At 31.5% G+C, this 24,069-nt stretch carries 29 protein-coding genes; 9 read left to right on the forward strand and 20 right to left on the reverse strand.

Annotated elements, in window-relative coordinates:
* Window positions 1–10 precede the first annotated feature (10 nt).
* Genes GQF29_RS00340 through GQF29_RS00350 form a run of 3 tightly spaced genes read right to left on the reverse strand, consistent with a single transcriptional unit; the run spans window position 11 to window position 2,088 of the window.
* The gene (locus GQF29_RS00340; protein ID WP_008788814.1) at window positions 11–520 is read right to left on the reverse strand and encodes a hypothetical protein; all 510 of its coding nucleotides are present in this window, start codon (window positions 518–520) and stop codon (window positions 11–13) included.
* Window positions 513–1,082, reverse strand: a complete 570-nt coding sequence (locus GQF29_RS00345) for a hypothetical protein (protein WP_008788813.1) — start codon at window positions 1,080–1,082, stop codon at window positions 513–515. The genes GQF29_RS00340 and GQF29_RS00345 overlap by 8 nt, the downstream gene beginning before the upstream one ends.
* Window positions 1,075–2,088, reverse strand: coding sequence for a D-alanyl-D-alanine carboxypeptidase family protein (locus GQF29_RS00350; RefSeq protein WP_008788812.1), 1,014 nt, complete (start codon window positions 2,086–2,088; stop codon window positions 1,075–1,077). The genes GQF29_RS00345 and GQF29_RS00350 overlap by 8 nt, the downstream gene beginning before the upstream one ends.
* A gap of 114 nt (window positions 2,089–2,202) precedes the next feature.
* Here GQF29_RS00350 and GQF29_RS00355 point away from each other — a divergent pair, with 114 nt between their 5' ends.
* On the forward strand, window positions 2,203–3,201 hold the full coding sequence (locus tag GQF29_RS00355) for a LacI family DNA-binding transcriptional regulator (RefSeq protein ID WP_008788811.1): 999 nt from the start codon (window positions 2,203–2,205) through the stop codon (window positions 3,199–3,201).
* On the opposite strand, the gene GQF29_RS00360 is transcribed toward GQF29_RS00355, so the two are convergent.
* Window positions 3,198–3,725 (reverse strand): DUF5662 family protein, encoded by a 528-nt coding sequence (locus tag GQF29_RS00360; RefSeq protein WP_008788810.1) that lies wholly within the window; start codon window positions 3,723–3,725, stop codon window positions 3,198–3,200. The genes GQF29_RS00355 and GQF29_RS00360 overlap by 4 nt on opposite strands.
* Window positions 3,726–3,832: 107 nt before the next feature.
* Between GQF29_RS00360 and GQF29_RS00365 the strand changes: the two genes are divergently transcribed.
* A complete protein-coding gene (locus GQF29_RS00365) occupies window positions 3,833–4,204 on the forward strand; it encodes a hypothetical protein (RefSeq protein WP_008788809.1) in 372 nt (123 codons plus the stop codon).
* Between the two features lie 9 nt (window positions 4,205–4,213).
* Here GQF29_RS00365 and GQF29_RS00370 read toward each other — a convergent pair whose 3' ends face one another.
* From GQF29_RS00370 to GQF29_RS00380, 3 genes are all read right to left on the reverse strand, one after another.
* Window positions 4,214–4,666: a hypothetical protein gene (locus GQF29_RS00370; protein ID WP_008788808.1), complete on the reverse strand. Its 453-nt coding sequence runs from the start codon at window positions 4,664–4,666 to the stop codon at window positions 4,214–4,216.
* 8 nt (window positions 4,667–4,674) lie between these two features.
* Window positions 4,675–5,229 carry a Sir2 family NAD-dependent protein deacetylase gene (locus tag GQF29_RS00375; protein WP_008788807.1) on the reverse strand — a complete coding sequence of 185 codons (555 nt, stop codon included), beginning with the start codon at window positions 5,227–5,229 and terminating at the stop codon, window positions 4,675–4,677.
* A gap of 316 nt (window positions 5,230–5,545) precedes the next feature.
* Window positions 5,546–6,031 (reverse strand): GNAT family N-acetyltransferase, encoded by a 486-nt coding sequence (locus GQF29_RS00380; protein ID WP_008788806.1) that lies wholly within the window; start codon window positions 6,029–6,031, stop codon window positions 5,546–5,548.
* Between the two features lie 375 nt (window positions 6,032–6,406).
* Between GQF29_RS00380 and GQF29_RS00385 the strand changes: the two genes are divergently transcribed.
* Window positions 6,407–7,810, forward strand: a complete 1,404-nt coding sequence (locus GQF29_RS00385) for an ROK family protein (protein ID WP_008788805.1) — start codon at window positions 6,407–6,409, stop codon at window positions 7,808–7,810.
* Between the two features lie 90 nt (window positions 7,811–7,900).
* The gene (brxF, locus tag GQF29_RS00390; RefSeq protein ID WP_008788804.1) at window positions 7,901–8,329 is read left to right on the forward strand and encodes a BREX-3 system P-loop-containing protein BrxF; all 429 of its coding nucleotides are present in this window, start codon (window positions 7,901–7,903) and stop codon (window positions 8,327–8,329) included.
* Between the two features lie 21 nt (window positions 8,330–8,350).
* On the opposite strand, the gene GQF29_RS00395 is transcribed toward brxF, so the two are convergent.
* A complete protein-coding gene (locus GQF29_RS00395; protein WP_008788803.1) occupies window positions 8,351–8,545 on the reverse strand; it encodes an alpha/beta-type small acid-soluble spore protein in 195 nt (64 codons plus the stop codon).
* Between the two features lie 67 nt (window positions 8,546–8,612).
* Complete coding sequence (mnmM, locus tag GQF29_RS00400; RefSeq protein WP_008788802.1) at window positions 8,613–9,140, reverse strand: tRNA 5-(aminomethyl)-2-thiouridylate-methyltransferase MnmM; 528 nt, start codon at window positions 9,138–9,140, stop codon at window positions 8,613–8,615.
* A gap of 52 nt (window positions 9,141–9,192) precedes the next feature.
* Between mnmM and GQF29_RS00405 the strand changes: the two genes are divergently transcribed.
* Entirely contained in the window at window positions 9,193–9,759 is a 567-nt protein-coding gene (locus GQF29_RS00405; RefSeq protein ID WP_157832396.1) for a DUF2238 domain-containing protein, read from the forward strand.
* Here GQF29_RS00405 and GQF29_RS00410 read toward each other — a convergent pair.
* Together GQF29_RS00410 and GQF29_RS00415 are read right to left on the reverse strand one after the other, a co-directional pair.
* Window positions 9,671–11,296 carry a B12-binding domain-containing radical SAM protein gene (locus tag GQF29_RS00410; protein ID WP_017144250.1) on the reverse strand — a complete coding sequence of 542 codons (1,626 nt, stop codon included), beginning with the start codon at window positions 11,294–11,296 and terminating at the stop codon, window positions 9,671–9,673. The two genes, GQF29_RS00405 and GQF29_RS00410, sit on opposite strands and share 89 nt — an antisense overlap.
* A 36-nt stretch (window positions 11,297–11,332) precedes the next feature.
* Window positions 11,333–12,580, reverse strand: coding sequence for a M15 family metallopeptidase (locus GQF29_RS00415; protein ID WP_008788798.1), 1,248 nt, complete (start codon window positions 12,578–12,580; stop codon window positions 11,333–11,335).
* Window positions 12,581–12,744: 164 nt separating this feature from the next.
* On the opposite strand from GQF29_RS00415, the gene GQF29_RS00420 reads away from it, so the two are divergent.
* The gene (locus GQF29_RS00420) at window positions 12,745–13,020 is read left to right on the forward strand and encodes a hypothetical protein (protein ID WP_008788797.1); all 276 of its coding nucleotides are present in this window, start codon (window positions 12,745–12,747) and stop codon (window positions 13,018–13,020) included.
* Window positions 13,021–13,084: 64 nt separating this feature from the next.
* Here GQF29_RS00420 and GQF29_RS00425 read toward each other — a convergent pair whose 3' ends face one another.
* The 5 genes from GQF29_RS00425 to GQF29_RS00445 all read right to left on the reverse strand — a co-directional run bounded on the left by GQF29_RS00425 (window position 13,085) and on the right by GQF29_RS00445 (window position 17,264).
* A complete protein-coding gene (locus tag GQF29_RS00425; RefSeq protein WP_054688991.1) occupies window positions 13,085–14,638 on the reverse strand; it encodes an ABC-F family ATP-binding cassette domain-containing protein in 1,554 nt (517 codons plus the stop codon).
* 161 nt (window positions 14,639–14,799) lie between these two features.
* Window positions 14,800–15,216, reverse strand: coding sequence for a YjdF family protein (locus tag GQF29_RS00430; RefSeq protein WP_117769172.1), 417 nt, complete (start codon window positions 15,214–15,216; stop codon window positions 14,800–14,802).
* A gap of 168 nt (window positions 15,217–15,384) precedes the next feature.
* On the reverse strand, window positions 15,385–16,041 hold the full coding sequence (locus GQF29_RS00435) for an ABC-2 transporter permease (protein WP_054325340.1): 657 nt from the start codon (window positions 16,039–16,041) through the stop codon (window positions 15,385–15,387).
* Complete coding sequence (locus GQF29_RS00440; RefSeq protein ID WP_008788793.1) at window positions 16,041–16,889, reverse strand: ABC transporter ATP-binding protein; 849 nt, start codon at window positions 16,887–16,889, stop codon at window positions 16,041–16,043. Before GQF29_RS00440 ends, GQF29_RS00435 begins: the two co-directional genes overlap by 1 nt.
* A 3-nt stretch (window positions 16,890–16,892) precedes the next feature.
* On the reverse strand, window positions 16,893–17,264 hold the full coding sequence (locus GQF29_RS00445) for a GntR family transcriptional regulator (protein WP_008788792.1): 372 nt from the start codon (window positions 17,262–17,264) through the stop codon (window positions 16,893–16,895).
* A 175-nt stretch (window positions 17,265–17,439) separates the two neighbouring features.
* Between GQF29_RS00445 and GQF29_RS00450 the strand changes: the two genes are divergently transcribed.
* Entirely contained in the window at window positions 17,440–17,688 is a 249-nt protein-coding gene (locus tag GQF29_RS00450) for a hypothetical protein (protein ID WP_008788791.1), read from the forward strand.
* A 432-nt stretch (window positions 17,689–18,120) separates the two neighbouring features.
* Here the strand turns inward: GQF29_RS00450 and GQF29_RS00455 are convergent, their stop codons facing one another.
* A complete protein-coding gene (locus tag GQF29_RS00455) occupies window positions 18,121–19,560 on the reverse strand; it encodes an alpha-amylase (RefSeq protein WP_160340668.1) in 1,440 nt (479 codons plus the stop codon).
* Between the two features lie 109 nt (window positions 19,561–19,669).
* Here GQF29_RS00455 and GQF29_RS00460 point away from each other — a divergent pair, with 109 nt between their 5' ends.
* A complete protein-coding gene (locus GQF29_RS00460) occupies window positions 19,670–19,885 on the forward strand; it encodes a DUF6290 family protein (RefSeq protein WP_008788789.1) in 216 nt (71 codons plus the stop codon).
* Complete coding sequence (locus tag GQF29_RS00465) at window positions 19,882–20,205, forward strand: type II toxin-antitoxin system RelE family toxin (protein WP_054688994.1); 324 nt, start codon at window positions 19,882–19,884, stop codon at window positions 20,203–20,205. The genes GQF29_RS00460 and GQF29_RS00465 overlap by 4 nt, the downstream gene beginning before the upstream one ends.
* 9 nt (window positions 20,206–20,214) lie before the next feature.
* Here the strand turns inward: GQF29_RS00465 and GQF29_RS00470 are convergent, their stop codons facing one another.
* The 3 genes from GQF29_RS00470 to GQF29_RS00480 all read right to left on the reverse strand — a co-directional run bounded on the left by GQF29_RS00470 (window position 20,215) and on the right by GQF29_RS00480 (window position 24,027).
* Window positions 20,215–20,478: a metal-sensing transcriptional repressor gene (locus GQF29_RS00470; protein WP_008788787.1), complete on the reverse strand. Its 264-nt coding sequence runs from the start codon at window positions 20,476–20,478 to the stop codon at window positions 20,215–20,217.
* Window positions 20,478–22,952: a heavy metal translocating P-type ATPase gene (locus GQF29_RS00475; RefSeq protein ID WP_202086232.1), complete on the reverse strand. Its 2,475-nt coding sequence runs from the start codon at window positions 22,950–22,952 to the stop codon at window positions 20,478–20,480. The genes GQF29_RS00470 and GQF29_RS00475 overlap by 1 nt, the downstream gene beginning before the upstream one ends.
* 106 nt (window positions 22,953–23,058) lie before the next feature.
* On the reverse strand, window positions 23,059–24,027 hold the full coding sequence (locus GQF29_RS00480) for a D-2-hydroxyacid dehydrogenase (protein ID WP_054325341.1): 969 nt from the start codon (window positions 24,025–24,027) through the stop codon (window positions 23,059–23,061).
* Between the last annotated feature and the right edge of the window lie 42 nt (window positions 24,028–24,069).

Below are 24,069 nucleotides of genomic sequence, written 5' to 3' on the forward strand. Positions count from 1 at the left end.
TATTCAAAAATTAAACAAACATTTTTAAATAAATCATAATCGCAAAGAGGACTGATAAAAAATCCATCATCAATCCAACCCATAAAGCATAACGTGTGTTTTTCATTTTTATAGAAGAAAAATAAAGAGTAATAACATACATTGTGGTATCACTACCACTTTGAATTAAGGTTGATAATAAACTTAAAGGATGATCAACCCCAAAAACTTCATAAATAGAATAGAGAAAAGATAAAGAAGCATTTGCACTAATTGGTCTCAGCATGCCTAAAACAAAGACATCAATCGGAATACCAATTGCCTGTATCAAAGGTTGAAATAATGAACTTAAAACATCTATTGTGCCACTGCTTCGTAAAAGTCCAACAAATAACATAAATGCCATTAAGGTTGTAAAGATTGGTTTCACTAAAGTCAAAGCATCTTTCACTCCATCAATAAACAATTCAAAAAGATTACATCTTTTCATCAGTCCATCAATAAAAACAATGATCAAGAAAATAATAATCGCTCTATTCATGATCTATCACCCTTTGAAGAACCAAACCAATGATGATAATTGTTATAGAGATAATCAACATATATGGATAAAATGCATAAAGGTCAGTTGAGCCAAATTGTTTTCTCAACATAATCAGTGAAGATGGGAACAGGCATAAACCAGCAGTATTGATAATAACCAGTGTTAACATCTGTCGAGAGGGGCGAGTAGAAGATGAATTTAATTCATTGAGTCTTTGAAAAGCTTTAATTCCACTCAAAGTCGCTAATGAACCTAATCCTAAAAGATTTGCAACAATATTTGATGATACATAAGCATACACATATTCCTGATAGATAACCGGTCCATAAATAAGTCTCAATAAAGGTTTAAATACAATACCAAAGTAATCCATAAAACCTGTATGCTCAATAATATTTAAAAAACCACCCCATAAACAAGCTGATAAAATAACTGTCATAACCAAATCAAAAACCTGGTATGGTGTATCCATCAAAGCATTCATCATGGCTTCTTCACGATGTAACAATAACCCTGTTAACAAAAAAATAACAACACTCCATTTCCAGACTCTAGCCATTGATAAATTCTCCTAACAAGATAAACCAGTACCTTAAGATTGTTTGAACACCCATTTCTCTTTTGACTTCATAGATTTGATTCTGCGAAACATAAACCTTTAATGAATCATTAGTCCCCTGTAACGATGCTTTTGAAGTTTCCTGACCACAATAATATAAATCCTCATCAATCAAAAAAGAATGACCATGATACTGATAAATTCCTTTTGGAAGAACAAGCATATTCTGATATTTTTCAAAGCATTCCTCATACTTTGCCTTATGAAATTCAAAATCATTCCCACAATTTAATGTAACAATAACCAATGAAACATCATTTTTTATAGCTCTAGTAACCAGTGTTCGACGTGCTTTCTTAGTAAAACCTGTTTTCCCTCCAACACAATATTCATATTCTTCAAGTAAACGATTTTTATTATGCCATGTTCCCCCACCATCTTCTCTTTTATATGTTTGTTTCATAACAATATCATTAAAGATAGGATTTTGACTACAATAAGACATTAACAAAGCCATATCATAGGCACTCGAACGATTTCCAGCATCTTCTTCATCCAAGCCAGTCGCATTTGAAAACACACTATCATTCATTCCAATATCCTTCGCTTTTTTATTCATCATTTCAACAAAATGAGGAATATCACCACCAATATTTTTAGCAATAACATTCGCAGCATCATTACCACTTCTAAGCAGTAATCCATGTAATAAATCTCTTAAATTAATGTGGTCTCCAATATGTATATAGACCCCACTTCCCCAAGCTTGATTCACTTCTTCACCAATTTCATATTCATCATCTAAGTTTCCATTTTCAATCGCTACGATAGCTGTCATAATTTTAGAGATAGAAGCAACACTTTGAACATAATGTTCATTTTTTGCTTCTAACACTGTCTTATTAAAAGTATCCATCACAATATAAGACTTACCTGAAAAATCCATTGCATGAATTGGCGTTACAGACATGAAGAAAACACAAATCACAAAAAATATCTTTTTCATAAAATCACCCTTATCAATATATGATAAAAGTCCTTACGATATGATAAGTTATTATTTTAGTAAAGATTGATTTTGAGTTTAGTAAATGATAGAATAAAAAAAAGGAGTGACTTTATGGCTACAATAAAAGATATTGCATTAAAAGCTGGTGTATCTAGTGCAAGTGTTTCAAGAATATTAAATAATGATGCGACTTTAAATGTCCCCCAAGAAACAAGACAAAGAGTTTTTGATGCTGCAAAAGAATTAGGATATGAAAAAAAGAAGAAAAAATTTGATGATACAACTATGACCATTGGAATTGTTCAATGGATGTCGCCAGTTCAAGAAACTGATGATCCTTATTATTTATCAATTCGTCAAGGTGTTGAAGAGTTTTGTTTTCAAAATAAAATAAGTATTAAGAGAGTTTTTCAAACAGATGTAGATTATCTATCTTCATTAGAAGGTGTTGAAGGTCTCGTTTGTATTGGTAAGTATAGTCAAAAAGATATGGATACACTGAAAAAAGTTTGTCCAAATATTATTTATTTAGATATGAATGTAGACCCTATTCATGAAGGCTGTATTGTTTTGGATTTTAAAAATGCTATTCGTCTTGTTATTGATTATTTTCATCAACTTCACCATCAAAATATTGGATATCTTGGTGGTTTAGAATGGATTGATCAAAAACGTTATCCTGATGTAAGAAAAAAATATTTCAAACGCTTCTGTGATCAATACCAAATGAATTACAATGATTACATTATAGAAGATGCTTTTTCAATTGAATCAGGATTTACAATGATGAATGAACTTATCCAAAACAAAAAGGTTCCTACTGCTATTTTTGCCGCCAGTGACCCAATTGCTATTGGGGCTTTACGGGCATTAACTCAAAATGGTTATCGAGTTCCACAAGATGTTTCCATTATTGGCTTTGACAATATTGATACTGCCAACTATACATCTCCACCTCTAACAACCATCTTCGCCCCTACATTTGATATGGGGTATATGGGTGCACGTATGTTATTTGACTCATTTCGACGTAATGAAAATATTTCTCCAATTCGAGTTCAAATGCCATGCTTCCTCATTGAAAGAGAATCATGCGCAAAGCGAGACTAAAGATGATAGTCTCGCTTTCTTTTCTTTATATATTGAAGTGTTTGTTCTAAACCGTTTTGATCCAAATAAACTAATAGTTCTTCTAGTAATGCACGTGAATGAGGATGCATAATATAGCTATGTTTTCCTCGTTTATAATAAATTAATGGAAATTGATCACGATAATTAGCACCTTGATAAATCATACTTGCAGCAACACGGTCACAAAACATTTCAAATATGTATTGGGCTGGTATTTCTGCTGGCTGACATCCTTTATGAGTAAAATCAACCCAAAATTCCCAGTGATGCTTATTCCTTCCTTTATGATGAAGCCAGGCCATTGAATAGCCTTTCTCAGTTCTTTCAACAGCATTAGGAGATTTTGTTCCTTGGTAATAACGTGCTCCTGTTAAAAATTCACAAAGTGAATATTTTGACATATCATGTAGTATCCCTTGCTTATATAAACCAATGCGAAAACACAACTGTCCAACCTTCATCTTATGCTTTGTAATTGTCTTAAAATGTTTCCATGCCTTCATACTCTCACCTGATATTTAGTATACACTCTTCACGAATTCATGTAAATCTCTTTATTTTTTTTAAAAGCATGTTATAATAGGTACGAATATTAAAGGAGGTGGGTATTATGCCTTTTAAAATTGATGTTCAAACAAATATAAATGACTATGAATTAACATTAGAAAGATGTTCAGAAATTATTACAGTACTCCAAGAAACATATCAAAATATTCGTAAAGAAATGTATGCATATTTCTTGGGATTAAGGAGTTTGAAGAAAGCTTTATTATTTGTACTTGTCTTATTTGCATTTTATTTCTTCACTGAAGATTTGTTTTTTCTTTACTTAATGCCTGTTTCTGTTGGAATATCTATGATTTTTTCCATGATTAGTGCTGAATATATAACATCACAATCACGCAAAGAAATTCATCACCAACTTCAGCATTATATCAAAAAAAGAGAATCATTATTGAGGAATCAAAAAATCAAGGTCTAACCTTGATTTTTATTTTATATATTTCTGAGCTCCTAAAACAAATAGATGATGCCTTTTTTGCATTAAACTCTGTTCCTCTTCTCTCCAAACATCAAAAATACAATCATGATATTGAAGCATAAGTTGACATAACTCAAATGCGCTATAACTTGATCTTGTATCGAGATTCATTAACTCTAATAAACGCTTATCAAGTGTACGATTGTAATCGTCTTTAAAATGATACTCTGCTATATCGACTTTATCAATACAAATTTGATTTTGACACATGATGCACGGTTGACAGATATCATCAGTAGCAGTTGTTAAGTACAGTTGAACATGACGGTCTTCGAGAATTCTATTGGCAACCTTATAAAAATCATGACCCATTTTTTCATCTGCTACAAAAACATTTATACCAGACCCATATAATTTTAAAATATCTATAAAATGATGTGGCTTTATTATAATTTGTTCCATATATTTACCTATCTTTCTGTGAGTTGTTCCAAAACCTGTCTCACTTTATGAGCAGCGTCTTCCTGAATCTCAATAATTTTCACACCTCTCGATTTTGCAACATCTCGAAGCTCACATGCAATAGCTGTATGATATGAACATCCAACAACAAGCAATATGTCATTTTCCTGCAAATTAAATATTATTTCATATGCTTTTTGATATTGAGGTGCTGGATCACCATATAAGACAGGTTTGTTATAAAGAGAATAGGCTTTATCCATTTCATCATCTTCTGGTAAACCCCCATGTAATTCTAATGCATCACTTCCAGCCAACCTATGTAAGCCATCAATATTCATTGTTATAATAGGAATCTTGTATTCAGCCAATGCCAAATGAGCATCATTTGGTTTAGCTCCATTCATATTCGCCTTTAATTGTTGAATAACTTCATTGTATTCTTCAGGATGTCTCTTTGCATAGCTTCTAAATAATTTTTCTCTGACATCTGGTCTTTCCATAAATGTTGGTATATGAGACTGTTTGGATATTCCTGCTCCAGTCAATGCTATTATTTTCATAATTTCCTCCATATATAAATAAATGATAGCAAATTCGCAACAAAATTTCTAAATTGTTATGGATATTTTTCATAATAAGAGATGCCAATTATCTCCCTTCTTTTATCCATAAAGCAACAGCATATTCCATTACTCAAATCAGGTACACATGTTATCTATAAAACGGCAGCCACCACCAGATATACCCCTATATCTTTTCTGCTTGCTGTGCCATACCATAGTTTATCATGTCTGCCACTCACAATTACTCAACGAAATTCTATTACCTATTTGCATATAATTTTTCCTCATTTTACGCATATTTCATTAAGATAATTTAATCAGTTATTATCTTTTTATACAATTGAGATTTCTGATCATAATAAAACTGATTAGCTTCTAACACCTTAATTGAAGCGATATTTGTTTTTTCTTCTTCAATTGTTGGATCAGCCACAATTTGAACAACATCATCATTTTCCTCTAAAATTTTATCACAAATTAATCTCACCAAATATTTTCCAATTCCTTTTCCTAATCGTTTTTCATCCCCAATCATATAATCAATTCCATATGTCCCTTTAGGTTCTTTTAAATCTATATCATCAAGTGGTAACATACAATAATCATAATATTGACAAAAACCAATTGGCTGGTTCTCTTCTTCAACAACAAAATGATGGATAAAACTATATTCCTTATGTCGTCCATTTATTTCATTCATCCAATCTGTATAATCGCCAAACCATTTTGCAATATAATCTTGTTTTAGCCATGACTCAATTAAACAAATGTCATCATCTCTCATTCTTCTTAACTCCATCTTTATCCTCCTCTACAGTAACGATTCAATATCTATACTTCATAAATTTGCAGTTCAAGTATCTAACTCGCTCTTCGTTTTCTAGGTAGTGTCCTGAATTTTACAGCAAATACATTTACCTTAATTCCATAAACAAATCATAGCACACAAGGTTTTATATATCAATATAACTCTGTAGGATATATAAAGTATGATATTGTCACACAAAGATATATTCTTCATACTCAAAATAATTAAATATTCTCAATGCAATGAAGAGCTTTTATCAATATTTATCTTTGATTTCTATATTTAATGAAAAAGTTTTTTCCAAAACAGTAAATTCGATTGAAAAAGCATTTATTCATCTTATAATAATTTATAAGAGGTGATTTTATGGATGAATTTTTAAGAGATATTCATACAATGATATTTAAGGAATGGGTACTCATGCAAGATCAAGCCAATTACAAGATTTATTTAGACTCACATAATGAAAATATTATCGTCATTGAAACAAACTATAGTTATAGCGAAGTCACATTTAATACAATGAATATTATTGAATTAAGTGTTACCAATACATTTACAAATGAAATAGAATTCTATTTGCATTTCCAAATGAAAACCATGAAACATGCTATAGAATTATTTCATGAAATGTTAGAAAGTATACATAAATTAATTCATCGTCCAATTACTAAAATTCTTTTAAGTTGCAGTGGTGGTATGACAACATCTTTTTTTGCTGAAAAGATGAATGAAGCAGCAAAATTATTGTACCTTAATTTTGAAGTTTCAGCCATTGGCTATAATCAGCTCTATAACGTTGGTGAAGATTATGATGTCATTATGCTAGCACCTCAAATTTCTTACATGCATGCCAAAGTTCAAGAAATTTTAAAAGATCAGGTTGTCATTAAAATACCTCCTCAAGTCTTTGCGAAATATGATGTTGGAAAAACTTTAGGAATTATTCGAGATGCTATAGATCAACGCAAAGCATCTCAAATTGAACCAACAACTCCGATATCTCTATTTAAAGCAGTCCATAATGATGTCAAAATTTTAACTCTTTCGCTTTTTAGAAATAGTAATCGTGTTCATATCGCTTATCGTGTATATGGTGAACAAAATGATATTTTATTAGATAATGAAATTATTAAAAGTAACGTTGTTATTCAAGATATCTTCGATGTTTTAGATACTGTCTTTTTGAAGTACAAAGATTTAAATGTGATTGGAATATCTACTCCAGGTATTATCAATGATGGATTCGTTTCCTCGTCAAACGTAAATGGATTTGGTGATATTGATTTATATAATATACTCACGCAAAGATACCAGCAATCTTTCATTATTACAAATGATGTCAACACTGCAGCCGTTGGCTATTATGCATCTCAAAATCGTTATTCCTCAATTACATTTTTATTTCAGCCAACAAGTTTCTATGCTGGAGCAGGAACAATTATTAACGGTCAGCTGATTAAAGGAAGATTACATCTTGCTGGCGAAGTTCAATACCTTCCTTTGAACTTATCTGATGATAAATTGGTTCTCAATAAAACTCCAGAAGGAGCAATTGAACTCGTTGCAAAGACAATTCTATCTATTATCAGTGTTATTAGCCCTGATGCTATTATTCTGTCTTGCGTTTTAATACCACAAGTTCATGAATTAAAAAAAGAATTAGAAAGATATGTCCCTGCCCAATATGTCCCAGATATTATCAAAGTTGAAGACATTCAAGAATACATTTTGCTTGGTTTAATGATTCTTTGTGCCCGTTCTTTATAATTTTGTTTTTTCTTCATATATCGATAGAAAACGCTTACAATTAATGTTATAATAAATTTAACAAAACATTATAAAAAGGAGATGCTACCCATGGATATTAGTAAGAAAGTAGATGAATTACAGGATGCTAAGCATAAGTTACTATTAATTATAGGTCAACCTGGCAGTGGAAAATCCAAATTAATTAGAAAGTACAGTGAAGAGACTGGTATTCCTATTCTTGATCTTGATAAGATTTTTACGCATACACCTAGTGATCAGCTTATGCATGAAATGCAAAATTTCTTGTCAACCTATCATCAAAAAGTTTTATTATTAGATAATAAAAAGATTCTTTATGCGAAAGACAGCAGTATAGACCTTTTGGCTTTCTTAAAAGAATTAAGTGAAAATATTATTGTTGTGGCAACTTGGAATGGAAAAATTGAAGACGGTCAAGTTTTCCATTTCTGTAAAGATGCACCTGAAGATCTCATCTACTCTGTTGATAAAGAAGACTTCAAATATATACTCTGTTAGTAAAGGACACTTTTGTGTCCTTTATTTTTGTTTTTTCAGTTGCTGTTCCCCTAAGGCAACCAATCTTTTTGTCATCTCTCCTCCAATCGAACCACTGAATTCAGCTAAATTTTCTCCCTGTGATTGATTCATTGCTTCATTAGCAATCTCATAATTCATTTGATCAACTGCATCACGTGCTTGTGGTACAACCAAACGATTTCTATGTCGACTCATAATTTCACCTCATCTTTCTATTTATTTTGTGCTATCCTCAGATTTTTAAAGAAAAAAAGAAAAAAGTTTATTTGACTTTTTTCTCTATTTCGATAACATATGGAGAATTCTTTTTATTTAACATACAATAACATGATACATTATATTGATGAGTATCTAATTGTTTTACATAATCATCAATCCATAGACTCTCCTCATAACCTTCCTGATGCCCAGGATAAACAACTATAAACAAAGCAACATTCATCATTCTTATTGCTTTTTCAATAGCTATTTTTGTAGTTTTCAAAAGAGTCGTCACATGATGATCAGTTAATGGCAAATATCCCAAATTAAATATGCCAATATCAAACGACTCAAGATAACAATCAATATTTTGATGTCCATCCAAAATAAGCTGTACATCTCTATTATAACCAATCAGCTTCTGAGTTTTCTCTATCGCTTGTCTTTGGATATCAAACGCATAAACTTTTTGACAATGTTGTAATAAAAACAAAGTATCATGTCCATTTCCCATTGTCATATCTACACCTATGAATTGTTGAGGATAAGTTTGTATCCTTTGATGGACATATTCAACCATTGTTAACATAATTCCACTCCTTGATATGAATAGTTTTCCATTTATTATCTATAATATAAATATGAAAACATTATATAAATCTCTATTAGTACTTACAATTTTAACTTTAATTTTTCGGACTCTCACATTTTTTCAGTACAGTCTCTTTATTTCTATCGCTTTATTACTCGTTGTCCACTGGATTCCACATATTCTCTATAAGACTGAATATGTGGCATATATTTATTTAACTCAAGTTTTAGGAACAACTTGCGGATTTTACAATTTACCCTACTATGATAAATTTATGCATTTTTTATCTGGAGCTATTTTTGTGATTATTGCATACATTATCCTTAAAAAGTATATCAAAGAAAAACCATTGCTGATGATTATGATGAACTGTGTGGAAACGGCAATTGCATTTCTTTGGGAAGTCTTTGAATACAGCGGACTTTTGCTTTTTAACTATGATGCTTCTCGTCATTATACAACCGGTGTTCATGATACAATGCAGGATATGATTTTTTCATTTATAGCTGGATTAATAATCACTTATATTATTTATAAATATCCATCTTACATTGATAGTCTTTATAAATTACCACCAGATAACCTTGAGTTATCTTCTCAACAATCGCATATCTAAATAACAATTCTCTATCTAATTGGTATCTTTCAACCAAGTCTTTTATCACTTCTTTTCTTTCTTGAGGTGTTAAAGTTGGAAGATACCATTTCTTTGGTTTTACTTTGAATTGTGATAAATAATCTTGAATGAGTAATTCATGATAATCTTCTCTTTGTAAATATCGATCTAAATATGAAAATAACTCATCTAATTGATACCCCATTTTCTTATATCCCTGTTTTTCATAGAAACAGCCAAGATGATAAAAGAAATAAAATGCAGATTTCTGTTCATCCATAACAGCATTCATTGTTCTGACAAAGCGTCCACTATTCCAATACTTTTCTAGCATATCCTCAGCAATATGAATGTTATGGACATCCGTTTGAGATAGCCATTTGTTTTCAATCATTTCATAAGGGGATTCTTTCTGATAAATATATCCATATTCATTAGCATCATTTCTTAAAGATGTTCCTCTTAACAGTTTTAAGAAACCTAACTGAAGTTCTTTTGCACGAAATGCGAACACATCATCAAATGATTTTGCAAAGCGTTCATAAGATTCATAAGGAAGCCCAGCAATAAGGTCTAAATGCAGATCACATTTCCCATCTGACATCAATTGTTGAACAACTTCACTTAGCCTTTCAAAATTTTGCATTCTCTTCACTGCTTGATTCGTCGGTTCATAGGTAGACTGAATTCCTATCTCAAATCTTAGCAAACCTTTTGGTGCATTTTCACTAATAAAGTCAATGATTTTTTGATTCAATACATCAGCATTAATTTCAAACTGAAATTGTTGACCTGATTGATAGTGTTTAAATATATAATCCAATATCATAATTGCATGATGAGCATCAGCATTAAAACTACGATCTAAAAACTTTACTGTTTTAACACCACTTTGACAAATTAATTTCAATTGCTTTTTTAAATAACTTTCACTAAAAAAACGTAAACCTTTCTCTAATGAAGATAAGCAATATTGACATTGAAAAGGACAACCTCGACTTGATTCAAAATAGAGAATACGTTTTGACATATTGTCTTGATCTTGAGGTAAGATATAGGGAGAATCTAAACTTTCAACATAAGAAAGTGGCACACAGGCTACATCTTCACTTATATGCCCTAGATATTGAACTCCTGTTATATCTATCTTTTCATGATTTTCAATAGCCTTAAGTAAGGCTGGGAAAGCAACCTCACCCTCACCACAAATAACATAATCAATTTGATAATTCTTTAAAAAATAGTCTGCTTCATATGTCACTTCTGGACCACCTAAAATAATAATGATATTTGGTTGCCTTCTCTTTAGCATAGCACATATTTTTTGAATATATTCGATATTCCATATATAACTAGAAAAAGCAACAATCTGACACTGCATTCTCAAAATATCTTCAATGATATGTTCCAAAGAGTCTTTAATTGTATATTCCTTAAAATCAACATCATGTTCATGATAACTTGCCACATATAATAAACGTAATGATAATGAAGTATGAATAAACTTCGAATTTAATGTTGTGATTAATGTTTTCATATAATCTCCTAAAAATAATCTAGGGTTCCCCCTAGATTATTGATTCTCCTTAATTGATGGAATAATACCTTCATAGAGACAGTATTCCTCTAATGTCCATTTGTTCTGGAATATTTTTTGTGCTGCATCTTTGCCCACATATCTAAAATGCCATGGTTCTTTGCCAATTCCTGTAATATCAGCTTTATCTTCCTCAAACCTTAATATAAATCCATATTTATAGGAATTTTTAACACACCACTTGTATTCATCAGTATCACCAAATACCAATCTTTCTCCACTAATAACACTTTGACTTGTTAAATCAACACCTAATCCAGTCTGATGTTCACTTGCACCAGGTTCAGCAACAAGGCTTGCTGCTGTAACTTCATCATATTTTTTAAAATAATCATCATAAGTTTTCTTTTGAGCACTATATGAACGATATGCACTATTCACTACCAAATTATATCCTAAGTCTTTGGCATCTTTATACATCTGCGTTAAAGCATCAGCAGCCTCTTTACGAAGAGATGGATTATCACAATCAGGTGCAACTGGCATATCTGGTTTCACCAAATCATCTGGCTCATATGATGATGGTAATTGAAAACCTTTTTTAACCAAATTCAAAATATTTTTTGGATCTTGAATCGTATATATTTTTGTAGCTTTATTCTTAGAAATAATAAATGGATATGTTGTTGATAATACAGCATAATTATAATTCTTCTTATCTTCATAAACCTTCATATATTTATCCATATCAGTAAAGACAAAACCCTTCACCTGCATATAAGGTTGAACTTGTGCATATTTATATGATTTGTTAATAAGATATTTTAAATCATCTATACGAGCAGTTTTTAAAACTTCCCAAATCTGATTATCAGTATAACTTAAAGCCTTTAATTGATTGGCATAATTATTAAAAATATCATTGACCGTTGTCACAACAGCCTTAACTTTTAAATCTTTATGTAAAGACAAATAGTGTTCATACTCATCATAATATTTAACTTCTTCACTTTCTTTAATCCAGTCTTGAATATGTTCCATTTTATCATGTGATAAAACCTCATCAACTTCATCTCCACTCAATGATAAAATATCATTTTGTTGAGAAAATGAATAACCTTTTACTAACAATTGAATACGACTAAAATTAAACCAAATCAATGCTGCCAGTATAAGGGCAACTCCAGCTGTTATGATAGCGATTCTATCCCAACGAATTCTTGATTTTCTTGAACTCGAATATGAACTATAATATGTATATCTTTTCCCACGATGAAATCTCATAGTCTACCTCTTTTCTCTTGCTTTTATAGTTTATCATATTCATATTTGAAATTCCATATTTAACTATAAATTTACACAATTAATCTCATTTCGACAACACAATTATATTGCAATATAGCCCAATATATGTTATTTTAAATGTTGTATATAAAGGAGGTTACTCTATGCATTTTGTTATTTGTGCATTCATTGCACTAATTTGTTTAATAACAGCTATTCTTTTTACAGAAGTATTTCCAAAATGGTTCAAAGCTTTTTTAACGCTTATAGGCGCAGGAACTTCTGGATATGCCTTAGCTATTTTGATTAGAAAAATCGCAATCTGGACAAAGGCTTTTGCTAAACCGCAATTATTACCAACTGCTGGAATTTGTGCTGTGGTGATGCTTGTTTTGATTATCATCGTTGTTGTTATTATTAAGAAAAAGAAAAAATCTTAATGAAAGAGGAAGATTGTTGGTCTTCTTTTTTTGTATTTAAAAAGATGATTTGAGAAAATCATCTCTAAACAATCTTTGTTGAACATTCCTCTAGGTTAATAACCTTATCAACAATAGGAAGATAAAATTCAGGTTCATGACTCACAAGAATAACAGCCCCTTTAAAAGCAATTAAGGCTAGTTGCAATGATTCTTTCGCATCCACATCTAAATGATTGGTAGGTTCATCAAGTACCAGAACATTGGCTTCGCGATTCATAATCTTGCATAATCTTGCTTTCGCATTTTCACCACCTGATAAAACCATCATTAAAGATTCAATATGATCTGTCGTTAATCCACATTTCGCTAACATACCTCGAATTTCACCATTGGTACGATCAGGAAACTCATCCCATATATAATCAAGCGCTGTTCTCTTTAAAGCAGCCTCTTCTTGCTTGAAGAAACCAATTTGAACAAATGGATCTTGAATAACGATACCACTATATGGTTTCAGCATTCCAATTAATGTTTTTAATAAAGTTGTTTTGCCTAACCCATTAACACCTTTAATAGCGACTTTTTGAGAACGTTCAAAAGTCATATCCATAGGTTGCGTTAAAGGTGAATCATAACCAATCACAAGATTTTGACATTCAAACAGAACTTTCCCTGGTGTTCTGGCTTCCAAGAAAGAAAAAGTAGGTTTTATTTTTTCTTTAGGCTTATTGATAATATCCATTTTATCTAATTTCTTCTGTCTTGAATGAGCCATATTACGAGTGGCTACTCGGGCTTTGTTTCTAGCTATAAAATCTTCTAATTCAGCAATCTCTTTTTGTTGTTTTTGATAGGCATTTTCTTGTTGTTTTTTCTTTAATTCAGCTTGTTGTAAGTAATAATGATAATCACCCTTATATCTTGTTAATTCTCCATTATCTAAATGATAAATAACATTAATGACATTATTTAAGAATGTTGTATCATGACTGACCAAAATAAAAGCATTCTCATAATTAATAAGAAAGTTTGTTAACCATTGAATATGATGTTCATCTAAATAGTTTGTTGGTTCATCAAGAATTAAAATCATAGGATTCTCTAACAACAATTTAGTAAGCAAGACCTTTGAACGCTGTCCTCCAGATAATTCATCTACCTTCTTATCTAATCCAATTTCATTCAATCCTAAACCACTGGCAATCTCTTTGATTTTCACATCAATTGTATAAAAACCACCATGTTCCAATATTTCTTGTATTTCTCCTACATCTTCCATCAGTTTGGTCATTGCATCTGCATCCGCAGTTGCCATCTCTTCATATATTGATAGCATTTCTTGTTCTAGATCAAAATAATGCCTAAATGCATTTTGTAAGACTTCATATATTGTTTGACCTGGTTGTAGAGTTGTATGTTGATCTAAATAGCCAGTAGTTATTCTTTTACACCATTCTATTTTTCCTTCATCTGGTGCTAATTTCCCAGTAATAATATTTAAAAAAGTTGTTTTCCCTTCTCCATTAGCACCAACAAGTCCAATATGTTCTCCATTAAGCAAACGAAAACTTGCATCTTCTAATATTGTTCTTCCACCAAAATCATGACTCACATGTTCGACATTGAGTATACTCATAAAATCCCTCTTTTCTCATAAGAAAAGGAAGTGTTTACTTCCTTTAAAGTACTTCCATTATACAATAATGATGTTTAATTTCAATCATTTCTTTATGAATTGATTAGGGAAAGTATTGCTACATCATTATTTTCTTGACTTTATAAGAAATCACAAGGGGACTAATGTCCCCTGTGCTTTTCTTTTCTTTTGCGTTGTTGAATAGCAAATTTTTCTTGCTTGATAAAAAGTTGATTATCTTTTGTCTTTTGCTTTTTTGTTTCCTTCATCTTTTCATGAAGTAACTGTAAAGCTTGTTGCGATTTTGTTCCTAACCCCAATGTTTGCATTTGATGTTTAACCATTCTTTGTAACCGTTTAGGATTTTGTTTACGCTCTTTAGCTTTGACAACAACACTTGGACTCCATTTCAAATGTATATATTGCTTTTGAATCATTTGGAGTAACTCTTCAGTCTGTGGTTCAGTTCCAAGGATAACTTTACACACCTGTAAAAAGCCTTGATTTGTCTCCTCAAAAAGACCTACCCAAACACCTTCATCAAAATACACACGAAAAGATAATGAAATTTGACCCATAATTTTGTCCTCCTTTGTTTATAATGCACAAAGAATGGACGACCAAGGAGGAAGGTTACTGACTGCAAGCAGTGATCCGACTACCAACGGATTCTCAATGTGTTTTTATCTTTGCAACTCTATTATAACACAAAAGATGTACATTCAAAGGGTACATCTTTATCTTATTTAAAATTCTTTTTTGTCCATGATATGGCAACTTAACATATATGATATAAGCAAAAGTACAATACCAATTCCAATCACAATAACTGCTAACCCTGAAGGACCTAAAGCATTAATATTAACTAATAAAGGTGCTAAATCAATATTTAAGAATTCAGCTAATTGAATGAGAATGAATCCAATTGCAACAGAACATCCTACAACCACTACCAATGCAATATTTCCTTTATTTTGCCCAAACTTTAATTGTACTGGTACCATTAATGAAATAAATAACGCCATCAAACCTAACATAATTGTACATGTCATTAATAATTCAGGAATATTGATGTCAGGCTGAGTTGCATAATTATAAATACAAGTTAAAGCTGTAGATACAAACCAAAAACCAATCCCTAATATTATAGCCAATATATATTTAGAGTTGACATAGAGACGACGTGTAACTGGTAATGCCATCAAGAATGAGTACCCATTGTCATATTCATCATAGCTAATAGAACTCACTACAAATAATGACCCAATAATAGTCGAATAACTCACGATAAAAGTAGGATTATAATTCATGAAAAGAAACATAACTGAGAAAACTATAATCATAAATATAAAGCTCTTTTGATTTTTTAATAACATTAAATCCTTGATTAATAATCCTTTCATTATTTTTCCCCCTTAATCATTAACATAATAACATCATCAATATTTCCTTTTTCAACAACAATACTTGGATAATTATCAAGATAATACTGCTTTTGATTTGTTAAGCAACTATAACCAAATGGTTCTTTCTTTATTCTTAATATATACTGTCTGTCTAATTTTTGATATTGATTTTGATCTAATTTTAAGATTGCATAATCACTTAATAAAACATCAGTTTCTTCATGCATAATAACATGTCCATTATGAATCATATATAAATCATCACATAATCCTTCTAAATCACTAGAAATGTGAGAACTGATGAGAATAGAGCGTGATTCATCTTCCTCCATATATTTCCTCAAAACATCAAGCAGTTCATCTCTTGCCAAAACATCCAATCCAGCTGTTGGTTCATCTAAGATAAGAAACTGTGCATCATGTGACAGAGCCACCAGAACCTTTAATTTTGCTTGCATTCCTGTTGAAAATTCTTTGATTTTTTTGTCTTTTGGCAATCCAAATTGTTGACATCTTTCTAAAAATTTAACCTTATTAAATTTCTTATATAAATTTGATAAAACAGGAACAATATCTCCAATCGTTAGATAACCACTAAATCCTGAATCAGATAAAACAACACCAATTTTCTCTTTATCTTTCATATCAAGTTTTTGAACATCTTTTCCAAACAATTCAATAACTCCACTATCCTTTTGAATCAAATTCAGGATAGCCTTAAATGTTGTACTTTTCCCTGCTCCATTTTGTCCAATCAAACCTGTAATACACCCACTTTTGACTTCAAGGGAACAATCAAGTGTAAATTGTTGATAATGCTTTTTTACATTTGTAAGTTTTAGCATAATTTATTCCTCCATAATTAAATGAAATAATTCTTTCATTTCTTCTTTACTCATTCCGCTTCTTAATCCTTTTTGGATGGCCTTCTCCAAATCAGATTCCACTTCTTTTCTTTGTTCTTCTTTTAACATTTCCTGATTAGCTGCACCAACATAGGTTCCTTTTCCATGTACAGTCACAGTAAATCCTTCTTCTTCAAGATAATCGTACGCTTTCTTGACTGTTAGAGCACTAATTTTTAGTTCTTTAGACAAAGAACGAACAGATGGTAATATATCATTTTCTTTTAATATACCATTAATGATCATGGCTTTGATTTGTTCGATAATTTGCTCATATATAGGTACCATTGACGAATTGTTAATAATGATTTTCATATTTTTCCTCCTCTGTTCACAAACAGTATATAACAGTATAGAACTGTTGTCAACTGTTATATACTGTTTGTTTATGTTTTTTTATTCTATTAACCATATCTTAACATAATTTTCATTCATTCTTGATAGTTATTTTCTTTCTATTTTATATAATATAAGTGAAGAAGGTGGTTATATGGAACGTCAAATCAAACAATATAATGAATACACATTCGCAGCACTTGCTTTTTCTCTACTTTCCCTAGTTGGTTCATTATTAAGTGTTCTCAATGCTATAACACTGATTACAACATATCAGCTTCTTCAAGAAGCAAAGAAACATGGCATCAGCCAACGTCAAAACAAAGTGATATCAGCTATATTTGAAGCCAGTCTTTTGCTTACATTATGTATCACAATTTTATATGTATCTATTCAATTATAATCTTCAATAGAATGAAGACCAGGAGTTCTCCCCACTCTTGGTCTTTTATCTATATTTATGTTCATGCATTTGAAAGCGACAGACAATGAGAGTTGCAATTACGATAACAACGCCATAGATAATATATACAAGCATTAAGGCTAAAAGACCTTTTGCCAACATCGAAGAAATATCATAAGTACTATTTACAAACCTTTCATCAACAATATCTACAGTTAGTCCTTAAACATCAAAAGCCTTATTTTTAAATAAAAACCCATAGTCCTGCAACTTGACATACTATAGCATAGTATAAATACCCCCCTTTTTAAACATATTTACCATCTCCCTTATTGGAACTTATTCTATCATTCTCTATTAAAAAATTTTTTCATTTTCTAAAAACACTATTTGAAGAAGAAAAAGACCTTCTTCAAAAGGTCTTCATTACATTTATTCATTTGCTTGAATATATACACTGACACTCCCACCATTGACTATAAAGACACCATTTCCCTGCCCATCAATTTGAATATGTGCCTTATAATTCCCAAGCGCATCATACCAATATGTCCCAGCATATTGAAGACCAACATACATAGTTTTACAGCCTCCAACACTATCGCTCATCAGGCAAACTAAGCCACTCTTTTGCAGACCATCACGAACCCAACCTATAATACTGCTATCATCAAAATAATCTCGTTGTAATCCTAAGGCATAATTCTTTCTTAAAAACAATAAACAATCTAACATCTCTGATTTCCCAGAAATCTGACTATATGGGATTCCATAATAATCACCATAAAATATGCAAGGATAACCATCTTTTCTTAACAGTATTAAAGCGTAAGCAAGAGGTTTAAACCAATCAGCAATCCATGATTGTAATCCTTGAGATGGCTGAGTATCATGATTATCAACAAAAGTCACAGCTTTATCATTTGCTATCTGAACCAATGTTCCGTCAAAAATCTTAGCTATATCATAATTCCCATTGGCATATGAAGCCTCATAGAAATGATAATGTAAAGGCACATCAAATAAAGAGACTTCTCCCTCCACTTCATTTAAATAATTGCACAAGCGACGGACATCACCATGCCAATATTCCCCAACTGTAAAGAGTTCTTTTTGATAATGTTGCCTCAACTGACGAATCAAGTCTTTATAAAAATGGGCTCCGATATGTTTCACTGCATCTAAACGAAAACCATCAAGTCCAGTGACTTCCAAATACCACTGTGCCCAATCTTCTAATTCAGCAACAACATGAGGATTAGAAAAATCAATATCAGCTCCCATTAAATAATCAAAATTGCCATTTTCACCATCTACTTGAGTATCCCAATGTTTATCTTTAAATAAAAAGGTTGCATGACGTTTTGACAAAATATCATAATCTATTCCATCAAAACATGTCCAGTTCCATGTAAAATCACTATAAACTTGTTGTCTTTTTGGAAATGTAAAAACAGTAGGAACTTCGATTGTTTCTTCACCACTTGTCACTTCATTTTTATTATTTTGATTGACTTCATAAGCTTTTACAAATTCATTTGCATCAGCACCCATTTTATGATTGAGAACAATATCTCCATAAGCCTGTATACCAACTTCATGTAAAGCACAAATTGCATCTCTATATTCTTCTTTTGTCCCATACTTTGTACGAATGGTTCCCTTTTGATCAAATTCACCTAAATCATAAATATCATATACGCCATAACCTACATCATGAATTCCACCAATTCCTTTAAAAGCCGGAGGCATCCAAACAGCTGTTATTCCTATTTCTTTTAAATGCAAGGCATCTTTTTTTAATAAAGTCCATAAATGTGGTTCTGGACTTAAATACCATTCAAAATATTGCATCAATACTCCATTTTCCATTTTAACACCTCCATAGTCTCTCTATTATACACCTTTTTGCTTATAATAAAAAGATAATTATTATTGCTTTTAGCAATGATAATGATATAATATTTGCGAGGTGAAAATAATGACAACAATTATATTAGATACGATTCAAGAAGAAAAACTAAAATTAATTTGTAAAGAAAAAAAGCAAGATATAACAAGGTTTATTCATCATTTAATTTGGGAAGCAATTGAAGATGAGGAAATGACTAAACTGGCAGATAAGGCTTATGCTGAATTTTTAAAAGATCCTGTGACTTATTCATTAGAAGAAATACAGGAAATGTATCATTTATGAAATATCAATGTATTTTTACAAAAAATGCAGAGAAGGAATTTAGTAAAATAGATTCATATCAGCAAAAAAAGATAGATACATGGATAATTCATAATCTTAAAAATTGTATAGTTCCTCGTCAATACGGAAAATCTTTATCTGGTCAATTGCAAAGATACTGGTCATACCGTGTTGGGAATTATCGTATTATCTGTGAAATTGATGATGAAAACAAAAGCATTTATATCATGACAATTGGACATCGCAGTGATATCTATGACAAAATGATTCGTGAAGAAGACATCTTATATGAAACTGAAAAAATAGAGGATGAGTATTAAACCCAGCCTCTATTTCATTAATTGATCAATAACACCTATCATTTCCTCAATTTTTTTATCAGCATCTTCAGAATCCATTGCATCATGTACACAATGTTTCATATGAGCCCCTATAATCTCTTTATTGGCACGCTTTAAGATGGCTTGAGTCGCCATGATTTGATTAGAAACATCGACACAATAGCGATCTTCTTCAATCATCTTCAAAATACCATCAATTTGTCCTCTTGCGGTTTTTAACAAACGTGTGACTTGTGACTTATCAGCTTTCATTATTCAAACCCTACGACTTTATATCCAGCATCTTCAACTGCTTTTGTTAAAACTGTTTCTTCAACATCATGATCTAATTCGATATTTGCACAATTGTTTTTCAAATCAACAGTGGCTTTCACACCATCAATACCATTTAATGCTTTTTCAACATGTGCTTGACAATGAGCACACATCATTCCTTCAATATTCATTTTTTTCATCATCTTTCTCTCCTTTTTTCTGATCGTTTGTTTCGGTTTAAAAAATCTTAATCTTAAAGCATTACTAACTACAAAGACTGAACTTAAACTCATGGCTGCTGCTCCAAACATTGGATCTAATAACCAGCCAAAGAATGGATAAAATAGTCCTGCTGCAATTGGAATTCCAATGACATTATAGAAGAACGCCCAGAAAAGATTCTCTTTAATATTTCTAATAACAGCATGACTGAGTTCAATGGAATGAACAACATCTTGTAAATCATTTTTCATTAAAACCAAATCTGCTGAATCTATAGCAATATCAGTACCAGATGTCATCGCAATTCCAACATCAGCTCTCATCAAAGCTGGCGCATCATTAATTCCATCGCCAACCATAATGACAGTACGCCCCTGCGCTTGTAAATCTCTGATATGTTTTTCTTTATCTTGAGGTAAAACTTCAGCAATAACTTCTATTCCTAATTTATCACCAATCGCTTTGGCTGTCAAAGCATTATCTCCTGTTAACATATAAACAGATAAATTCATATCTCTTAATGATTGAATAGCCTGCTGACTTGTTTCCTTTAAAACATCACTCACAACAATCATACCTATCAATTGTTCATCTAATGCATAGTAAAGAGGTGTTTTTCCAAAACTAGCCAACTTTTGTGATGTTTCATAAACATCTGATAAATCAATACCATGTTCTTCCATCATCCGTTTGTTTCCAGACAAAAGAGTCTTACCATTGAGTTTTCCTATTAACCCTTGCCCTTGCACCATTTCAAATGAATCAACTGTTTGAAATGTCAAATCCATTTGTTGAACATATTCAACAATGGCTTTAGCAAGCGGATGTTGTGATGCATTTTCAATAGCAGCTGCTGTTTTCAACAATTCTGTTTCACTTATATGTTGTGGATAGATATCCGTTACTTGAGGTTTCCCTTTGGTTATTGTTCCTGTTTTATCCAAAACAATACTATCAGCCTTTGACAAAAGTTCTAAATTTTCTGCTGATTTAATGAGTATCCCTAATTGAGCACCTTTTCCAGTTCCAACCATAATAGCCGTTGGTGTGGCAAGCCCTAAAGCACATGGACAAGAAATAACCAAGACAGCAATTGCACATGTTAAGGCAAAATGAAATGTTTGAGCGCCAAGCGTTATCCACCCAATAAAAGTCAATAACGAAATCACCATGACAATAGGAACAAAGATACCACTAATTTGATCAGCTAATTTTGCAATCGGAGCTTTCGATGAACTCGCATCTTCAACCAGCTGAATAATTTTTGAAAGAGTTGTATCACCACTTGTATGAGTTACCTTCACCTGAATATAACCTTCTACATTCATTGTTGCTCCAATAATTTTATCATCAACAGATTTATCAACAGGTAAACTTTCACCTGTAATCATAGATTCATCAATCGATGTCTGTCCCTTTATAATCACACCATCAACAGGAATGCTTTGTCCTGACTTCACAATAACAATATCTCCAATTTGGACATCTTCAATGGCCACAACAACTTCTTGTCCATCTATCAAAACAGTTGCAGTTGAAGGCATTAAATTCATTAATTTTTCTATCGCTTCTGATGTTTTCTTTTTAGAACGAGATTCTAAATATTTTCCCAATGATATTAATGTTAAAATCATCCCAGCTGACTCAAAATAAAGTTGCATCATATACTGATGAGCCTCATTCATATTGCCATGACCTAAATCATAGCCCATCATAAAGATAGCATAAATACTATAAATAGCTGCTGCAGCTGAACCTATGGCAATCAAAGTATCCATATTGGGACTCTTATGCCATAATGACTTGAATCCTCTTTGGAAATAACCACGATTGATATACATGATGGGTAATGTTAAAAATAATTGTGTCAATGCAAAGACCATCATATTTTCATGTCCAAGTAAAATATCTGGAAGTGGTGCTCCCATCATATGTCCCATTGAAATATAGAATAGTGGAATCAAGAATACAAATGATAAAATCAATGACTTCTTTTTCTCATCAATACTCTCATTTTGAGTTGTCTGTTGAACCTCTGTTTTCTCTGGCATAGCCTTATAACCCGCCTCTTCAACAGTTTTCATAATCAAAGCATCATTGACTTTGTCTTCATCAAACTCCACAACCATAAAATTGCTTAAAAGATTGACATTCACACTTTGAATACCATCAATATGTCGAATGGCTTTATCAATATGTGCACTACACGCACTACAAGTCATACCAATAATATCATACTTTCGTTTCATAACAATACCTCCCACCCCTAAGGGGTATACTAACATTATATACATTCTTTCTGATTTGTCAAAGCATATGAAAAAAGAAGTTATCTTTATGATAACCCCTTCACTCTTATTTATACTTTATAACCTTACGATATCCTGTTACAAAATCAACCTCATTCTCTAATTCCTCACCTTTTTTAAAATGCTGTAGATTACGAATAACAAGATCAGTGAAATAATCTCTTGCACTTTTCCAAGCATATCCACCTGAAGCATGAGGTGTTATCAATACATTCTTCAAATCCCATAAGTCATGTTCTTGATTTAATGGCTCTTCTTCAACAACATCTAAGCCAACCCCATAAAGATGTCCAGTTTCCAAAACTTCAATTAAATCATTTGTACATATTGCACTTCCTCTGCCAATATTAATAAGAACAGCATCACCCTTCATCAAGAATAAACGTTTTTTATCAAACATATGAATTGTTTCTCTGGTTTGCGGTAATGCTAAAATAACAAAATCAGCTTGCGGTAAAACTTCATCAATATGACTTGTTGTATACAGTTCATCAATACATGGAGGGAGCGGCGATAAAGTTCTTTTAACACCTATAATATGACAATCAAATGCTTTTAAACGCTTTGCTAATTCATATCCTAAATCTCCTAATCCAATAATTGCAACTGTACTCTGATAAAGCTCTTTTCCAGTGGAAACACTCTGCCATAAGTGTTCATCCATATGATGGATATAAGTCTTAATATTCTTATTTAATGTAAGAATCAAACCTAATGTATGCTCAGCAATAGCTTTTCCATACGTACCACTCGCATTTGTTAATTTTGTGCGAGGATGCAGTAAACCTGCTTTGACATAGCCATCACTCCCAGCACTATGTAACATCATTAATTGTATATTATCTCGATTCAAATTGACATGATCAGCAACATTTCCAACAATCACATCACAGTTATCTATCATATTCTGAGTCACAGTATGCCCATCGCCATAAATAAATTCATCTTCCAAAAAACTCATTTCAATCTTCTCAAAGTTCTCTTTTTGTAAAGGTGCTAACATTAGTATTCTCATATAACTCCTCCTTGATAGCATTATAACACCTTTTGTTCTATT

Source organism: Coprobacillus cateniformis (genome assembly GCF_009767585.1).
GTDB lineage: Bacteria > Bacillota_I > Bacilli_A > Erysipelotrichales > Coprobacillaceae > Coprobacillus > Coprobacillus cateniformis.

Coding starts and splice junctions, on each gene's coding strand:
- GQF29_RS00360 (WP_008788810.1), bottom strand. CDS start 3,725: ATGAAGGCATGGAAACATTTTAAGACAATTACAAAGCATAAGATGAAG.
- GQF29_RS00425 (WP_054688991.1), bottom strand. CDS start 14,638: ATGAGTATACTCAATGTCGAACATGTGAGTCATGATTTTGGTGGAAGA.
- GQF29_RS00380 (WP_008788806.1), bottom strand. CDS start 6,031: ATGGAGTTAAGAAGAATGAGAGATGATGACATTTGTTTAATTGAGTCA.
- GQF29_RS00420 (WP_008788797.1), top strand. CDS start 12,745: ATGCATTTTGTTATTTGTGCATTCATTGCACTAATTTGTTTAATAACA.
- GQF29_RS00395 (WP_008788803.1), bottom strand. CDS start 8,545: ATGAGTCGACATAGAAATCGTTTGGTTGTACCACAAGCACGTGATGCA.
- GQF29_RS00440 (WP_008788793.1), bottom strand. CDS start 16,889: ATGCTAAAACTTACAAATGTAAAAAAGCATTATCAACAATTTACACTT.
- GQF29_RS00370 (WP_008788808.1), bottom strand. CDS start 4,666: ATGGAACAAATTATAATAAAGCCACATCATTTTATAGATATTTTAAAA.
- GQF29_RS00455 (WP_160340668.1), bottom strand. CDS start 19,560: ATGGAAAATGGAGTATTGATGCAATATTTTGAATGGTATTTAAGTCCA.
- GQF29_RS00465 (WP_054688994.1), top strand. CDS start 19,882: ATGAAATATCAATGTATTTTTACAAAAAATGCAGAGAAGGAATTTAGT.
- GQF29_RS00375 (WP_008788807.1), bottom strand. CDS start 5,229: ATGAAAATAATAGCATTGACTGGAGCAGGAATATCCAAACAGTCTCAT.
- GQF29_RS00410 (WP_017144250.1), bottom strand. CDS start 11,296: ATGAAAACATTAATCACAACATTAAATTCGAAGTTTATTCATACTTCA.
- GQF29_RS00405 (WP_157832396.1), top strand. CDS start 9,193: ATGAAAACATTATATAAATCTCTATTAGTACTTACAATTTTAACTTTA.
- GQF29_RS00350 (WP_008788812.1), bottom strand. CDS start 2,088: ATGAAAAAGATATTTTTTGTGATTTGTGTTTTCTTCATGTCTGTAACG.
- GQF29_RS00435 (WP_054325340.1), bottom strand. CDS start 16,041: ATGAAAGGATTATTAATCAAGGATTTAATGTTATTAAAAAATCAAAAG.
- GQF29_RS00450 (WP_008788791.1), top strand. CDS start 17,440: ATGGAACGTCAAATCAAACAATATAATGAATACACATTCGCAGCACTT.
- GQF29_RS00480 (WP_054325341.1), bottom strand. CDS start 24,027: ATGAGAATACTAATGTTAGCACCTTTACAAAAAGAGAACTTTGAGAAG.
- GQF29_RS00430 (WP_117769172.1), bottom strand. CDS start 15,216: ATGGGTCAAATTTCATTATCTTTTCGTGTGTATTTTGATGAAGGTGTT.
- brxF (WP_008788804.1), top strand. CDS start 7,901: ATGGATATTAGTAAGAAAGTAGATGAATTACAGGATGCTAAGCATAAG.
- GQF29_RS00385 (WP_008788805.1), top strand. CDS start 6,407: ATGGATGAATTTTTAAGAGATATTCATACAATGATATTTAAGGAATGG.
- GQF29_RS00475 (WP_202086232.1), bottom strand. CDS start 22,952: ATGAAACGAAAGTATGATATTATTGGTATGACTTGTAGTGCGTGTAGT.
- GQF29_RS00415 (WP_008788798.1), bottom strand. CDS start 12,580: ATGAGATTTCATCGTGGGAAAAGATATACATATTATAGTTCATATTCG.
- GQF29_RS00445 (WP_008788792.1), bottom strand. CDS start 17,264: ATGAAAATCATTATTAACAATTCGTCAATGGTACCTATATATGAGCAA.
- GQF29_RS00340 (WP_008788814.1), bottom strand. CDS start 520: ATGAATAGAGCGATTATTATTTTCTTGATCATTGTTTTTATTGATGGA.
- GQF29_RS00470 (WP_008788787.1), bottom strand. CDS start 20,478: ATGAAAGCTGATAAGTCACAAGTCACACGTTTGTTAAAAACCGCAAGA.
- GQF29_RS00460 (WP_008788789.1), top strand. CDS start 19,670: ATGACAACAATTATATTAGATACGATTCAAGAAGAAAAACTAAAATTA.
- GQF29_RS00355 (WP_008788811.1), top strand. CDS start 2,203: ATGGCTACAATAAAAGATATTGCATTAAAAGCTGGTGTATCTAGTGCA.
- GQF29_RS00365 (WP_008788809.1), top strand. CDS start 3,833: ATGCCTTTTAAAATTGATGTTCAAACAAATATAAATGACTATGAATTA.
- GQF29_RS00345 (WP_008788813.1), bottom strand. CDS start 1,082: ATGGCTAGAGTCTGGAAATGGAGTGTTGTTATTTTTTTGTTAACAGGG.
- mnmM (WP_008788802.1), bottom strand. CDS start 9,140: ATGTTAACAATGGTTGAATATGTCCATCAAAGGATACAAACTTATCCT.